Raw genomic sequence first — 15837 nt, 5'->3', positions numbered from 1 at the left:
CCGATTATCAACAAGCAAATCATCACCACATGCAAATAAACTCCAACCATCGAAGTATTTACAAACGACTGAACCGCATTTACCTTCGAAAAAATCAAAATATAAATCAAACCTATCCAAAATCCTAAACTTAATAGGCGCTTCATAAACTCTCCTTTATTCAGGGATTACTTCATTACAAAATATTGAATAAATAAACTAGTCGCTCCTACCACAAACCAAGTTGCCAACCCAGTAGCAATCGGTTTAGCTCCCGCTTCACGGAAACTCTTAAATGATACTTGGCAACCAATTCCTGCTAACGCCATTGCCATTAACCAATTAGAAGCTAATTTTGCATATGGGATAAATTCTTTAGGGAAAATTCCCACACTTGTCACAATCGTTGCAATTAAGAACCATAAAATAAACATTGGGAAAATTTTCTTCCAATTCACCGGTTCTCCTGATTTCTTTTGACGTCTTGCCTCAATAAATGACAAAATTAAACAAGCTGGTAAAATCATTAACGCACGTGTTAATTTTACAATGGTAGCAATATCTCCTGCTCCACTACTATAACTATAACCAGCAGCGACGACACTTGAAGTATCATTAATTGCTGTCCCTGCAAATAATCCAAATTGTGCATCTGTCATTTGTAACACATGTCCTAAAAATGGGAATAAGAACACCGCAATAATATTAAATAAGAAAATCGTTGAAATTGATAAGGCAATTTCCTCATCATCTGCTTTAATAATAGGAGAAGCTGCTGCAATCGCAGAACCTCCACAAATAGCTGTCCCAAATCCTACTAATGTTCGTAAATGATCAGACAAGCCTAACCATTTTCCTACAAGAGCTGCTGTTAAGAAGGCTGCCACAATCGTAACAAGCGTTACTTGTAAAGACTCTAATCCTGTTTGTTGAACTTGAGCAAATGACATTGTAAACCCTAATGCAATAATCGAATAATGTAATAATTTTTTAGCGGAATAATTAATTCCTGGTTTAAAATCACTTGGTAATGTATAGAAATTACTTACTAACATTCCAAAAATAATCGCAAATACCGCACTTCCAATAACCGGCATTACGTCTCCTAAAATAACAGCTAATACTGCTAATCCAAAAGTTAATAAAATTCCTTTACTTCGTTGAACCCATTGTTCCATATTTCTCCATCCTTTCAAAAACAATTGCACACAATTATATCACGTTTTCATTCTTTTTTGTTAACAATTGTTACTCTCCTACAAATTGTTGTAATTGATTCGATAAGGCTGCAAATTCTTCAATGGTTAGTGTTTCTGCTCGACGATTTGGTTCAATCGAAACAGAGTCCAATGCTTCTTGAATTTGTTCTTTTGTTAGTTTTCCTGGAACATAAGCTTTTACCAAATTATTCCATAATGTTTTTCTACGTTGGGCAAAACTATTTTTTACTAAATCAAAGAAGAACGCTTCATCTTTGACCGTTACTAGAGGTTCTTCTCTACGTTCCAATACTAAAATAGCTGAATCTACATTTGGTGCTGGATTAAAAACTGTTTTAGGAACAATAAATCCGATTTTGGCGTAGCACCAATATTGAATCGCAACCGTTAATGAGCCATAAGCTTTTGAATTTGGTTGAGCAGTCATTCTTTCTGCCACTTCTTTTTGCATCATCATCGCAAATCCATCAATTGGTAAGCCTGATTCTAAGAGATTCATAATAATCGGTGTCGTAATATAATACGGCAAGTTTGCAACGACTAGTAATCTCTCCTCCACATTGAAGTGTTCTTGAATCACTGTTTCTAAATCAACTTTTAGAATATCTTCATGAATCACTATGACATTATCATGCTCGGATAAAGTATCTTCTAATACTGGAATTAAGCGTCCATCAATTTCAAACGCTAACACTTTTTTAGCAGCTCTTGCTAAGCGTTGCGTTAACGCACCAATTCCTGGTCCAATTTCAATGACATTTGTTTCTTTGTTAACATCTGCTACATCTAACATTTTTGTTAAAATATTCGGTTCAATTAAAAAATTTTGCCCTAAACTCTTCTTCACTTTAATGCCATGACGTTCCATAATTTCACGTGTTCGAGTCGGTGTGGCAATATCTTTTTCAAACATCTTTTTAGCTCCTTTCCTGTACAATTTGTACCGCATTTCGTAATTCTTGCTCTGAAATGCCAAATAATTTCAATCGTTTCGTTAATTGTTTTCCATTTGTATGTCCAATTCGTAATTCTTTAGACACTTCTTTTCTTAAATAAGACGAGTGAGGATAGCCAATCAGTCCTAGTTCTAAAATCACCGATTGAGCAATCTCTTCTTGAAGGTCTGCTACTGGTTTATACACATGCTCCAATGCTTTTTGAATACTTTCATCGCTAGCATGTTCTACTCCAAGACTTTTATGATTCGTTTTTCGAACGGCTTCTTCTCTTTCAATAAAAGCATGACTTACCGTAGGAATCGCTTCTTGAATAATCGAACGAATTCTTTGACCTGGATAATCCGGGTCTGTAAACACAATAACTTCTCGAATTTCACTTGCCTTTTTAATTAATGCAAGTGTTTCATCATCAATAGCTGAACCATTCGTTTCAATCGTTTCAATTTCTGGAAAAACTTCCTTTAATCGACGAGTGTCATCTCGCCCTTCAACTACTATAATTGGATTCATTTTAATCCTCTTTCTTCAAATCGAAATAGCTTCATTGCATTTTCTGTTGATGCTTTAGCTATTTCTTCCCAAGCCATTTCTCTTTCCTTAGCAATAGTTTCAACAACATAGCGAGTATACCCTGTTTCGTTTCTCTTTCCACGGTAAGGAACAGGGGCCAAATAAGGTGCATCTGTTTCAACTAAAAAACGATCGAGTGGAACGATTTTTGCACACTCACGAACTTGAGGGGCATTTTTAAACGTCACTACTCCACTAAAAGAAATATGCATTCCTAAATCTAAGAAGCGTTTCATATATTCCATATCGCCATTATAACTATGCATTATTCCACCGATATCTCGAATATCTTCTTCTTTTAAAATACGATAACAATCTTCTGTTGCATCACGATTATGAATGACAATCGGTAATTTCATTTCTTTGGCAATAGCAATTTGGCGACGGAATACTCGTTCTTGTTCTTCAGGTGTAGAGTCATCCCAGTAATAGTCTAAACCCATTTCCCCCATTGCCACTACTTTTGGATGGGTTAATTGTGTGATTAATGTTTTCTCAATTTCTGGTGTATAGGCATGTGCTTCAACCGGATGCCATCCTACAATCGCCACTACTTCTTCAAATGTTTCACTTAATTGGAGAGCTTTTTCAATCGTTGGTGTATCAAATCCGACAACAGCAAAACGTGTAACGGCTAATTCCTTTGCACGCTTAATAACATCTGCTTCTTCTCCGTTGAATTGCTCTACATTTAAATGTGTATGTGTGTCAAAAATCATTTTGAATTCTCCTACTGAGTTCTATCTAGTTGCTCCATTTAAAAATGGGTTACTTGCAATTTCATCTTGTAATGTTGTTGGCTCACCATGTCCTGGGAAAACAACCGTATTTCCTGGTAAAGGTAATAAATATTGTTCGATTCCTTCCATTAATGTCATATGACTACCATATGAGAAGTCGCTACGTCCTACACTACCTTTAAATAAAACATCTCCACCAATCACAAATCCATTATCTTTGAAGATAAATACTGTACTACCTGGAGAATGTCCCGGAATTAACGCTAATTCAGGTTCAAAACTTCCAATTTTCCATTTTCCTAATTCTGCTGGATAGTATCCATCAGCAGGTTCTACTGTAATATTTTCGTTTGAATATAATGAACGATTGAAATCTGTATTTGTTAAAAATTCTTTTTCAATTTCATTCATATACATTGGAATATTGTACGCTTTTCTTAATTCGTCTACTGCTCCAATGTGGTCTCCATGCGCATGTGTTAACACAATCGCAATTGGCTTCAATCCTTCTTCTTCAATTAATTCTTTAATATCCTCTGCTTGTGCACCTGGATCAAAAATTAATGTTTCTTTATTTTCATCAATTAAAAAATAAACGTTCTCTTGTAGACGTCCTACTGTTAAACTTAATAATTCCACTGAAATTCCTCTTTTCTGATTCTTAATCTACTATAGTTTAGATGCTTTTATACTTTTTTACAAGTCATGAGGTTACGAAATGCCTTTTTTAATAAACAAACCGGCACCATTTTCCACTAACAATAAAAGGCATACCCGATTTCTCGAATATACCTTTTAAAACATAAATTATGCATTCATTTGTTTTGTAAAACCAATTGCTTTGTCGGCTGCTAACATGACTGGGATTCCCACTAACATGACAACAATTTCACCAACAAAAGTTTCAAAGTAGCTTAACCAAAATGGTAATTCTAATACAAGTTTTAATTCAATCGCTACTAAGAAAATCATCACACTAAATACGATAGATAATAATAACATTTTACCTTTTAAATCTTTTGCAAATCGGAACACTAATGAACCAATCACTAAAGATAAAATAGAATGCCCTAAACCAAATACTAAATCATACACTCCTAAACCCGAGCTAGACATAAAAATAGTATTGGCTAAAATAACACCCGCAATAATCCCGTAACCATATTTTTTATCAAAGACAAATAAATGGTTTAACATTTCTGAAATACGGAATTGGATATTTCCAAAAGACATAAAGGCAAATACTGTTGTAATCACCACATATAATGCTGCTACAATTGCATTGATCATCAACACTTTTACATTGTTTTGTTTCATTTCTTTTCCTCCTAGTTTTTTGAATCGAGGGATGGTTGCGAACCTCGAGCGTTCAAAACGCCACGAACGATTATACTATAAACCTCTTGAAAATACTAGGATTATTCTAAGTGAACCCTTGAAAGAAAAGAAATTCAAACAAAACTCATCCTCCCACCAACTAACTACGCAATAGGCCCTAATAAAATATTTGCCCATGCATCATGAAGTGATTCTTGATCAGATGGTTGAAATAAACCAGCTAATACATCACGATACAAGCGTGAAAGTTCTGTCGTATTATAATAAGAACTTCCTCCACTAGCACGTACAATTTCTTCCACTGCTTTTTTCGATACTTCAACCGAACGATTTTTAATAGAAGATAAACGTGGTAACCAAATAAAGCTATATTCTTCGCTTGATTCCAATATTTGACTTAATTCATTAATTTGCGGTTGAATGCCATCTAAAATAATCGCTGCTTCTGCAATTCTCCAACGAATATTTTTATCTTGAGAGTATGGCGCATCATTCGATACAGAATGACGAGTTTTTACCGTTTCAATTCCGATTTCTAACGCACGTTTTCCAATTCCATAATAAGTAGCGGCTAATAAAATTTCAAAATAAGCAAAAATACCAAATACAACTGGATCAAAACTTGGACCAGGAGCTACTTTTGTTAAAATTTGCTCTTCTGCAGCATAAATACCTTTTAATTCGACAGTGTTTGATTGAGTTGCTTTCATTCCTAATGTATTCCAATCATCTTTTACTTCGAATGTTTCTGCATCAGGTGTTAAATAAGCAAAGACAGACAATGGAGATTCTCCAGAAGTATCTGAACCAAATGAAACTAATTTATCGCAATATTTTCCCATCGATAGAAAAACTTTCTTTCCATGAAAACGATAGCCACCATCTTCTTGTGGCTCTGCTTTCGAAATAGATCCAAATAAAACTCGATCATTACTTGGTTCAGAAATACCAAATGCTAGCAACTTCCCATCAGCTGCATCTCGTAAAATTTGTTCACCCTTCTTATTACCAAATCGAACCATATGCTTCGCTAATCCAACAATAATTTGGTGCATATTAATCCCAAGAGCTGTTCCTGGTGCTGCCATTGCTAATCTTGTTTGTTCTTGGGCAATTTCTTGAAGAGATAAGCCATATCCCCCATATTCTTTTGGCACAAAAGCTTTATAATACCCCGCTTCTTTTAATGCCTCATAATCTTCCTTTGGCCACGCATTTTCCAAGTCATATTGCGCTGCTCTTTGATGAATTTGTTCGAGTAATTCCTCTGATAAAAACATAAAACCCCTCCTATAAAGTTATGATTACGCTTTAAGTATACGGCAATACCTATACGGATACAACGAATCAAACTTACATTTTCTATGATATTCAACTTTTCTTCATTCTGTGCTACAATATTCTCAATCTTTCTATAAGGAGGCTTTATGAAAAATCAATCCTTACCTGTTTGGAAAACCGTTCGATTCGTTTTAAACAATTTATTTTCCAACAAAATTACGTATGTACGAAATGCCGCCTTTTTACAATTTTTTGTATCATTTGTTGGCTTTCGAATTTTATCAACCTTATTTAAAGGCATTATTTTTTTATCGGGACAAAGTAATTTTAATTTTAGCAATATGAAATTATTCTTCTCCTCACCCATTATCATTTTAGCGTTTATTGCCTATTTATTCGCCGTTATTTTATTTGTTTTTATTGAATTTTCGATTCTTACCTTTATGGTTTATGGAACAATTTCTAATACACATTTTTCATGGCGAACAAGTTTGAAAAATGCTTTCGGTGAAGTGAGGGAATTTTTTAGCCCACAATTTATATATTTCTTATTGTATTTATTGACCCTATTACCATTAGGAAAATTTGGAATGACTTCGTTTTTAACTGAACAATTATATATTCCAAACTTTATTACAGAAGAAATTCAAAAAACAACTACCGGAGCAATCGGATTTAGCATTGTATATATTGTGCTGGCTTATTTTCATCTTCGATTCATTTACGCTATTCCACTACAAATTTTGACAAACCATTGTTTCTTAGAAAATCTAAAAACAAGTTGGGCGCTGACAAAAAAGAAATTATGGAGACATATTGGAATCTTCTTACTAGTTGAAATCGTCCTATCCCTTATCGGATTTTTAGTGACGTTTATTCTCACAATTACTTTAGGATACTTATCCTCTATAATGGATAATGTCTTTATCGTAACGAGCCTGTTTGTCTTATCAAAACTAGTCATTTTCTTTATAACCATTTATACGAAAATTTCTCTAATTATTATTTTAGTAAAACTAGCAGATGATCAAGATGCCGTAGATGTAACGATCAAGCATCATATTCCTGAAATTCCCTTTAAAAGTACCATTATTACAGTGGCTGCTTTTATCGGTTTAACGATTTATTATTCTAGCGAAGCCATTTCAAAATATCATTTGGAAAACTCTTCCTCAGCTGCTATCGTCGCTCACCGAGGATTTACCGAATATGGGGTGGAAAATTCTCTTGAAGCACTAGAAGCTGCTGCAAAAGAAGGCGCTGATTATGTGGAAATGGATATTTTACTGACAAAAGACAATCAATTTATCGTCATGCATGATTATAATTTAAAACGATTAGCCCGTCTTAATAAAAAAGTTAAAGATATGACTTATGATGAAATTGTTGGACTTCCAATTTACCAAAACGATTATGAAAGTCATATCCCTTCTTTTGAAGAATTTGTTGCAAAAGCAAAGGAACTTAATGTCAAATTACTCGTTGAATTAAAACCTCATGGTTTTGAAGGAGCTGACTACACTAACCTCTTTATTGCAAAAATGAGAGAATTAGGTGTTGAAAAAACTTACAAAGTGATGTCTATCAACTTAAACGTGATTGAAGAAATTGAACGAAAAGCTCCCGAAATGGATACCGGATATGTCATTCCACTCCAATTTGGCGGATTTGGAAATCCTGCTGTAGACTTTTATGTAGTGGAAGATTTCTCTTATCATGACTTAACAACCATTGCTGCTCAGCAACAAGGTCATGAAGTTTATGTTTGGACAATTAATGAACCCGATGAAATTAATAAATATCTTCATAGCTCTGTTTCAGGTATCATTACTGACCACCCTGATATTGCGAAAGAAGAACAAAAACACTTACTGGAAGAAAGCACTCCTGTTGAACGTGTGTTAGATGCTATTAATGTTAGTATAAAAAAATAACGAAAAGGAATTAACATGCCCTGTGCATCGTTAATTCCTTTTTTAGTTGGAAAAACTCCTGTTCCACTCTTTAAATAAAGTCATTCCAGCCTTATTTTCACTAATTTTTTCGTATATAAGTATTTCATAACGGATATTTAAGAATTATTTTAACTTTTCATTATACTCACTTTATTTTTACCTCTTATAGTAAACACATACAAAACTTAGGAGGTTTTACTATGAAAAAAAATATGCAAGAGAAAGTTACTCGTTGGTCAATTCGTCGTTTAAGTGTCGGTGTAGCATCCGTCGTGGTTGCTAGTGGATTTTTTATCCTTACCTCTCCAGTACAATCTGTTCTAGCAGATGAAGTTGCTGCTGCACCGGTTTCTCAAACGAAACCAAATAATGTTGATAAAGAGAAAGAATCAAAGCCGGATGATATTAATAAACTTATTAAACATGCTGTTGATACTGCTTTAACTGCACCAAAAGAAACTACTGCTCAAAACAGTAATAATAAACCAGCTACTGAAAATAAAGTAGATGCTGCAAATACTCCAAAAGCTGTCTTAGAAAATAGAGCTGCAACTCCAGCAGAAACTACTCCTGTTACTTCACCTCAACAAGTAAAAGATTCTGTAGCCAACAATATTAAAGCTCAAACTGAAGTGCATGCTAGCTATCTTGAAAAAGCGAATGTTCCTGGTCCTTTCCTTGCTGGAGTGAACCAAGTGATTCCTTACGAAGCTTTCGGTGGCGACGGTATGTTAACTCGTCTATTACTGAAATCTTCTGAAAATGCACCTTGGTCTGATAATGGAACTGCTAAAAATCCAGCATTACTTCCTCTTGAAGGTCTTACTAAAGGTCAATATTTCTATGAAGTAGACTTAAATGGAAACACTACTGGTAAAGAAGGTCAAGCTCTTCTTGATCAACTTCGTTCCAATGGTACTCAAACTTACCAAGCTACTGTAAAAGTTTACGGTAATAAAGACGGTAAAGCTGATTTATCTAATGTTGTTGCTACTAAAAATATTTCAGTTACTTTAAACGGATTAACTCCTGCTCAAAAAGTAAACGAATCTGTAGCCAACAATATTAAAGCTCAAACTGAAGTGCCTGCTAGCTACCTTGAAAAAGCGAATGTTCCTGGTCCTTTCCTTGCTGGAGTGAACCAAGTGATTCCTTACGAAGCTTTCGGTGGCGACGGTATGTTAACTCGTCTATTACTGAAATCTTCTGAAAATGCACCTTGGTCTGATAATGGAACTGCTAAAAATCCAGCATTACTTCCTCTTGAAGGTCTTACTAAAGGTCAATATTTCTATGAAGTAGACTTAAATGGAAACACTACTGGTAAAGAAGGACAAGCTCTTCTTGATCAACTTCGTGCCAATGGTACTCAAACTTACCAAGCTACTGTAAAAGTTTACGGTAATAAAGATGGTAAAGCCGATTTATCTAATGTTGTTGCTACACGTGAAGTTCGTATTACTTTGCATAAAGAAAGCATGGCAACCAATCATTCTTCTTCAACTACAAATACTACATCTACTATGAAAGAAGAACATGCTACAAAAGATGAGATGAAACCAACGACTATGGAGCACTCTCAACAAATGAATTCTAAAACAATGGAAAAAGAAACAGCTAAAAAAGAAGATCTTTCTACTCCAATGATGAAACAACAAAAAGAAGAAGAAAAAGAAATGAAAAATAATGATTCTATGAAGAAAGAAAGTAAAGCTAGTCTACCTGTAACAGGAGAAACTACTACAAACACTTCTGCTTTAGGAGCATTCTCAGCTGGATTAGCATTCGTTCTAGGAATTTTAGGATTAAAAGCTAAAAAAGAAAGAATCTAAGTTTAATTCCCCTAAAAATAGTGTTATACTGAGCAAAAGTATAGCACTATTTTTATCAAAGGAGTCTCTAATGGAAAAAACAATATTACTCGTAGATGATGAGTTTGAAATTACAGATATCCAAAATCGTTACTTATCACAATCCGGTTACACGGTTTTTGTAGCTCATGATGGAGTTGAAGGGTTAGAACTATTTAAAAACAAATCCATCGATTTAATTATTACTGATATTATGATGCCCAAAATGGATGGATATGATTTTATTAGTGAAGTTCAATATTTATCTCCTGACCAACCGTTTCTATTCATCACAGCTAAAACAAGTGAACAAGATAAAATATTTGGTCTTAGTATGGGAGCTGATGACTTTATTACAAAACCTTTCAGCCCTAGAGAACTTGTACTTCGCGTCAATAATATTTTTAGAAGAATTTATCGAGGTGGAAATCCTACTCAAGTACAATTAGGAAATCTAAAATTAAACCACGAAACTTATGAAGTTTATGTCGATAATCATCTACTCAACTTAACGGTAAAAGCTTTTGAACTTTTATGGCTTTTATGCAAAAATCCTGAACGAGTTTTCTCAAAAACAGAATTATATGAAAAAGTTTGGCAAGAAGAATTTATAGACGATACGAATACACTAAACGTTCATATCCATGCTTTAAGGCAAGAATTGTCTAAACACTCTAGTTTACATACTCCAACGATTAAAACCGTATGGGGCTTAGGATACAAAATTGAAAAACCAAGAGGTTCATTATGAAATTAAAAAATTATATTATTATTGGTTATCTTATCTCTACTACGTTAACCATACTCGCTGTTTTTTGGGCAGTTCAAAAAATGTTAATTGAAAAAGGAGAAATTTACTTTTTGATAGGAGTCACATTATTCGCTAGCTTCATTGGCGCTATGATTAGTTTATTACTTCTATCACCAATATTCTCTTCTCTTAACGAACTTAAAAAGAAAGCAAAAGATATTGCCAATAAAAATTTTAATGATTCCGTTACGATTAAAGGTCCAATTGAATTCCAAGAATTTGGAAAAGCTTTTAATCATATGTCAGATGATTTAAAAAAATCCTTTGATTCACTAGAAGAAAGTGAGAAAGAAAAGAGAATCATGATTGCACAACTTTCCCATGATATAAAGACTCCTATTACTTCGATACAAGCAACCGTTGAAGGAATTTTAGATGGAATCATTACTCAAGAAGAACAATTTCATTACTTAACAACGATTAACCGTCAAACGGAACGATTAAACAAATTAGTAGAAGAATTAGATGACTTAACGCTTAATACACAAGAAGCAGAGGAGCATCATCAAAAAAATGAAGTGATTTTCTTAGATCAGTTATTAGTTCATGCGATGAATGAGTTTCACCTTTTAATTGAACAAGAAAATAGAGACATTCATATACAAGTTCTACCAGAATCTGCTAAATTTACGAGTCATTATGATAAATTATTACGTATTCTAGTCAATTTATTAAATAATGCCTTTAAATATTCTGACCCTGGCACACCAGTCGATGTAAAAGGGATTTTAGAAGATAACACTCTCACAATTAGTGTGTCGGATAAAGGAAAAGGAATTGATGCTAAAGAATTTGAACATATATTCAAAAGACTCTATAGAGTTGAAAGCTCCAGAAATATGAAAACTGGAGGCCATGGACTTGGTTTAGCTATCGCTCAAGAATTAGCTCATCAACTGGGAGGAAAAATTACGGTTCAAAGTCAAAAAGATGTAGGAAGTACCTTCATCCTTTCTATTCCATTTGAAAATAAAAATTCTAAATAAGAAAAAGGAATTAACGTGCCGTGTGGTTTGTTAATTCCTTTTCTTCTATTCAAAATTATTTAGTAATTTTTGTAACTCCACCCATATATGGAACTAATGCTTCAGGAACTGTTACACTTCCATCTGCTTCTTGGTAGTTTTCTAAGATGGCTGCTACTGTACGACCAACTGCTAAACCAGATCCATTTAATGTGTGTAATAATTCAATTTTTCCAGTTTCAGCTTGACGGTAACGAATTTTCGCACGACGAGCTTGGAAGTCTACACAGTTTGAACATGAACTAATTTCACGGTAAGTATCTTGTGCTGGAATCCACACTTCAACGTCATATGTTTTAGAAGCTGAGAATCCCATATCTCCTGTACATAATACAATTGTACGGAATGGTAAGCCTAAACCACGTAATACATCTTCCGCATTATCTGTCATTTTTTCTAATTCTTCAAATGATGTTTCAGGAGTTGCGAATTTCACCATTTCCACTTTGTTGAATTGGTGTAGACGGATTAAGCCACGAGTATCTCTTCCAGCACTACCTGCTTCTGAACGGAATGAAGGACTTAATGCTGTGAAATAAATTGGCAATTGTGCTTCTTCTAAAATTTCATTTGCATAATAGTTTGTTAATGGAACTTCTGCTGTTGGAATTAATGTTAAATTACGTTCGTCATTAATTTGGAATACATCTTCTTTAAATTTAGGAAATTGTCCTGTACCATACATTGATTGTTCGTTTACTAAATATGGTGTAATCATTTCTGTGTAGCCATGTTTTTCCACATGTAAATCAATCATGTAGTTGTAAATCGCACGTTCTAAGCGAGCCCCTAATCCTTTATAGTATAAGAAACGACTTCCTGATACTTTAGCGCCTCTTTCAAAGTCTAAAATATCTAATGCTTCTGCTACTTCCCAGTGTGGTTTTGGTTCGAAATCAAAGACACGTGGAGTTCCTTCACGACGAATTTCTACATTTTCATTTTCATCTTCTCCTACAGGAACATCAGCTGCAGCAATGTTTGGTAAGCGTGAAGCGATGTATTCTAATTTTTCTTCTACTTCTGCTAATAAAGCATCTGTTGCTTTTACATCTTCCCCAACTTGTTTCATTTCTGCGATTTTCGCACTTGCATCTTCTTTATTACGTTTTAATTGAGAAATTTCTTCCGTTACCGTATTACGATATTGCTTTAATTGCTCCGTTTTTAAAATTAATTCACGACGTTTTTCGTCCAAATTACGTAATTCTTCTACTACTTGACGTTCTACTCCGCGGTTTTGTAAGCTAACCACAACTTCTTCAAAGTGATCTCTCACTCGTTTCATATCTAACATATTGATTCCTCCAATTTCTTTTGTTTTGCTTGTTGAAAATTTGTTTAAACCATTGTAAAAAAATACACACAACTCATCCCCGACAAATTGTCACTGGGACGAAGTTGTGTGTTTCACTTTTATCTTCGCGGTACCACCCGTATTCAATGTTTCCATTGCACTCATTTGCGATAACGGTTTGCTCCGGATGGCTTAATCAATGCTTTCGCCATGCATCATAGTATGTGGATTCGCTTGTCATACTTTACTAGCTTTCACCAAACGCTAGCTCTCTACAAAAGACTTCAAGTTACTATTCATACAGTTTTATATGTCTGTATTTTACAATATTCTCTAAAGTTGTGCAACAGGTAATCCATAAATCGAACTATTTATGCTTCTTGTGCATGTAAGAAACCTTTTACTTTTTGGAAGATATTCCCAAAAAACTCTTGGATTCCGTGAATAATTTTTTCAACAAATCCTCTCACTTGTCGATAGCCATCTGTCACAATATTCGATGGGTCAATTTCATATCCTGCAAATGCAGGAACATGTCCTTCTGTTTGACCATCTACATATCCTAAATCTTCTCCAGGCATCTGGAAGTATAAATCCCCAATTGTTTTTCCCGCAGTAATCGGTGCTTGTAAGGCATTGTTCTCATCTAATAATTCTTTAAAAGGTTCAAAACGAACTTTTACTTGACTCATGGCAGTTCCCTTTGGAACAGCAGCTACAAAATTATCTCCATAATCGACACTAATTTTCTCATCAGAACCACCATTGACTGGATAGGATTGGATATTCTGAACCGATTTGCCTGGAATTCCTACCACTAAGCCTTCATATTTCTTGAATAATTCATCTAACATTTTCGCTGTTACTTTAAAACGATTCAATGGTTGTTTAGATCCCATTGATACAACAATGACTGAAAAATTATTACGAGTTGCAATTGTCGTAATAGAAGCTCCACTAATTTCAGAAGTTCCTGTTTTTAAGCCAGTTACACCCTCATATCCAAATAACAATCCTGGAATTAAATAGTTAAAATTATCCATTTTTGTCATCCCAGCAGTGCCTGGTCTAAACTCCTTCGTTGCAACAGAAGAAATTTTTAAAATTTCAGGAAAATCTAATACTAAACGTCTTGCAACAATTGCAACAGAACGAGCAGACATACTATTTTCTGCATCATCTCCAAAGTCTGGATTCTTTTCTGTTGTACCATATTTATTCGGCAATCCTGTCGCATTTACAATCGTTGCATCTTGAATTCCCCAAGATTCAACTTTTTCCTTCATTCTCTCCACCCATTTAGCTTCACTTCCCGCTAAATATTCTGCCATCGCAATGGTTGCTGCATTAGCAGAATAGATGGAACTTGCTTCAAATAATTCTTGAATACTATATTTTTCATTTGGCCATAATGGCACATTTGATAACGAGTAATTGGCACTTAATTTACTTGCTCGTTCACTGATAGGGATTTTTGTTTCCCATGTAATTTCTGAATTTTTAATCGCTTCTAAGATTAAATATTGACTAATCATTTTACTCATCGAAGCAATGCCACGAACATCATCTTGATTTTTTCCCATCAAAATTTTTCCACTTGTTTGTTCGATTGCAATGTAAGATGCTACATCTTCTAATGCAGCAATTTCTTCTGCTGTTTTAGGTCTTTCAGGTTCATCAGCGTGAACCATTGTTTGCATTGGAGCTGCTAAACAACAAGCCACTAAAGCTGTCAGTACCGCCTTCATCCATTTGAATTTTTTCATATCTATATCTCCACAATTCTCTCTTTTGCCTATCCATCGTATCGAATTTTTTACGAAAAAACAACTCTATTTATATTAAGGTTTTATTACTTTTTTTAATCCGCTTTACAGAAAGTTTTCACTTAAAATCCTGAATGATTTCGAAGAAATTCTAACTCTTCTTCAGACGATTTTCTTCCTAAAATTTCATTGCGATGTGGATAGCGTCCAAACTGTTCGATGATGTTTCGATGCATCTGTTCATATTTTGCACGTTTTTCCATGCCAGGTTCGGAAAATAATTTTTCCGCCTCTTTGTGAATCGTTAATGACTCTGAATGCATGAATGGCATATATAAAAAGCTTCGTTCAATGACCGTCAATTCTTTTGCATACGGCAGGGCTTCTTGTGCTAATACAAGCGCCATACCATCATATAAAAATGCTCTTACATCCTCACGATATAAATTTCTAGAAAATTGATCCAATACAATAATTTCTGCTAATCTTCCTTGAATAGTCTTCCTCCAATGACTTAATTCTCCAGCAATTGCTGCTTGATGAATGTTAAAAAACCGTCGATAGATTTCTGCATCTAATGCTTTAGATTTTACAAACCAGTCTTTTGGTTCTAATTCCTCAAACCAAAATTGTAATACTTCTTGAGCTTCCATACTCTCCTCATTTCTATGCAAAGAAAGAAGAACTTCTTATCAAAGTCCTTCCTTATTTTGTCAGATATTTTCCTTTTCTTTATCACTTAACACTTGATTCATTCGTCCATATTGATAACCTGCTAAGTCTAATGCAACATAACTGAATCCAATCGAGCGTAATTTACTTTCAATTTCTTGACGATGGTCTAATAATGTTGGAACTAAATCGAGTGATACTTCAATTCTTGCTAAATCTTGATGAACACGTACACGCACTTGTTCGAATCCTAATTGAATTAAATACGCTTCTGCTTCTTGAACCCAACGAACTTTTTCGGCAGTAATCTTTGTACCATATGGGAAACGAGATGCCATACTACAAGAAGGTACTTTATTCCAATTTTCTACACC

General features: G+C 34.4%; 14 protein-coding genes, 1 pseudogene, 1 riboswitch and 1 other annotated feature. Of the genes and pseudogenes, 4 read left to right on the top strand and 11 right to left on the bottom strand.

The genetic code is table 11. From position 1 onward, the window contains the following. Positions 1–167: 167 nt before the first annotated feature. From RYL55_RS06650 to RYL55_RS06620, 7 genes are all read right to left on the bottom strand, one after another. Positions 168–1157: a YeiH family protein gene (locus tag RYL55_RS06650; RefSeq protein ID WP_314256680.1), complete on the bottom strand. Its 990-nt coding sequence runs from the start codon at positions 1155–1157 to the stop codon at positions 168–170. Positions 1158–1227: 70 nt separating this feature from the next. Beyond that, positions 1228–2112, bottom strand: coding sequence for a 16S rRNA (adenine(1518)-N(6)/adenine(1519)-N(6))-dimethyltransferase RsmA (rsmA, locus tag RYL55_RS06645; RefSeq protein ID WP_315008178.1), 885 nt, complete (start codon positions 2110–2112; stop codon positions 1228–1230). A gap of 4 nt (positions 2113–2116) precedes the next feature. Then, a complete protein-coding gene (gene rnmV, locus RYL55_RS06640; RefSeq protein ID WP_315008177.1) occupies positions 2117–2668 on the bottom strand; it encodes a ribonuclease M5 in 552 nt (183 codons plus the stop codon). Next, entirely contained in the window at positions 2665–3447 is a 783-nt protein-coding gene (locus RYL55_RS06635) for a TatD family hydrolase (RefSeq protein WP_315008176.1), read from the bottom strand. The genes rnmV and RYL55_RS06635 overlap by 4 nt, the downstream gene beginning before the upstream one ends. Before the next feature lie 21 nt (positions 3448–3468). Next, entirely contained in the window at positions 3469–4107 is a 639-nt protein-coding gene (locus RYL55_RS06630) for an MBL fold metallo-hydrolase (protein WP_315008175.1), read from the bottom strand. Positions 4108–4275: 168 nt separating this feature from the next. Beyond that, on the bottom strand, positions 4276–4785 hold the full coding sequence (locus tag RYL55_RS06625; protein WP_315008174.1) for a QueT transporter family protein: 510 nt from the start codon (positions 4783–4785) through the stop codon (positions 4276–4278). A 5-nt stretch (positions 4786–4790) separates the two neighbouring features. Further along, a riboswitch (PreQ1 riboswitch) is annotated at positions 4791–4837 on the bottom strand. A 112-nt stretch (positions 4838–4949) separates the two neighbouring features. Next, positions 4950–6086, bottom strand: coding sequence for an acyl-CoA dehydrogenase family protein (locus tag RYL55_RS06620; protein WP_315008173.1), 1137 nt, complete (start codon positions 6084–6086; stop codon positions 4950–4952). A 147-nt stretch (positions 6087–6233) separates the two neighbouring features. Here RYL55_RS06620 and RYL55_RS06615 point away from each other — a divergent pair, with 147 nt between their 5' ends. The 4 genes from RYL55_RS06615 (at position 6234) to RYL55_RS06600 (ending at position 11689) form a co-directional block, all read left to right on the top strand. Further along, positions 6234–8021, top strand: coding sequence for a glycerophosphodiester phosphodiesterase (locus RYL55_RS06615; RefSeq protein WP_315008172.1), 1788 nt, complete (start codon positions 6234–6236; stop codon positions 8019–8021). A gap of 221 nt (positions 8022–8242) precedes the next feature. Then, positions 8243–9874 (top strand): SSURE domain-containing protein, encoded by a 1632-nt coding sequence (locus RYL55_RS06610; RefSeq protein ID WP_315008171.1) that lies wholly within the window; start codon positions 8243–8245, stop codon positions 9872–9874. Between the two features lie 70 nt (positions 9875–9944). After that, positions 9945–10643 (top strand): response regulator transcription factor, encoded by a 699-nt coding sequence (locus RYL55_RS06605; protein ID WP_314111276.1) that lies wholly within the window; start codon positions 9945–9947, stop codon positions 10641–10643. After that, a complete protein-coding gene (locus RYL55_RS06600; protein ID WP_315008170.1) occupies positions 10640–11689 on the top strand; it encodes a HAMP domain-containing sensor histidine kinase in 1050 nt (349 codons plus the stop codon). Before RYL55_RS06605 ends, RYL55_RS06600 begins: the two co-directional genes overlap by 4 nt. A 55-nt stretch (positions 11690–11744) precedes the next feature. Here RYL55_RS06600 and serS read toward each other — a convergent pair whose 3' ends face one another. The 4 genes and pseudogenes from serS to RYL55_RS06580 all read right to left on the bottom strand — a co-directional run. Further along, positions 11745–13025, bottom strand: a complete 1281-nt coding sequence (gene serS, locus RYL55_RS06595; RefSeq protein ID WP_315008169.1) for a serine--tRNA ligase — start codon at positions 13023–13025, stop codon at positions 11745–11747. A 91-nt stretch (positions 13026–13116) separates the two neighbouring features. Further along, positions 13117–13335 (bottom strand) — a binding site (T-box leader). 61 nt (positions 13336–13396) lie between these two features. Beyond that, entirely contained in the window at positions 13397–14791 is a 1395-nt protein-coding gene (locus RYL55_RS06590) for a D-alanyl-D-alanine carboxypeptidase family protein (RefSeq protein ID WP_315008168.1), read from the bottom strand. A 122-nt stretch (positions 14792–14913) separates the two neighbouring features. Then, positions 14914–15444 carry a DUF924 family protein gene (locus RYL55_RS06585; RefSeq protein ID WP_315008167.1) on the bottom strand — a complete coding sequence of 177 codons (531 nt, stop codon included), beginning with the start codon at positions 15442–15444 and terminating at the stop codon, positions 14914–14916. A gap of 60 nt (positions 15445–15504) precedes the next feature. Then, positions 15505–15837, bottom strand: a pseudogene (locus RYL55_RS06580) (lactate racemization operon protein LarE); the annotation flags it as partial.

This window comes from uncultured Granulicatella sp., from assembly GCF_963515615.1.
Taxonomy (GTDB): Bacteria; Bacillota; Bacilli; order Lactobacillales; family Aerococcaceae; genus Granulicatella.
Note: the sequence above shows the minus strand (reverse complement) of the source record. Positions and strands in the feature narration are given on the sequence as shown.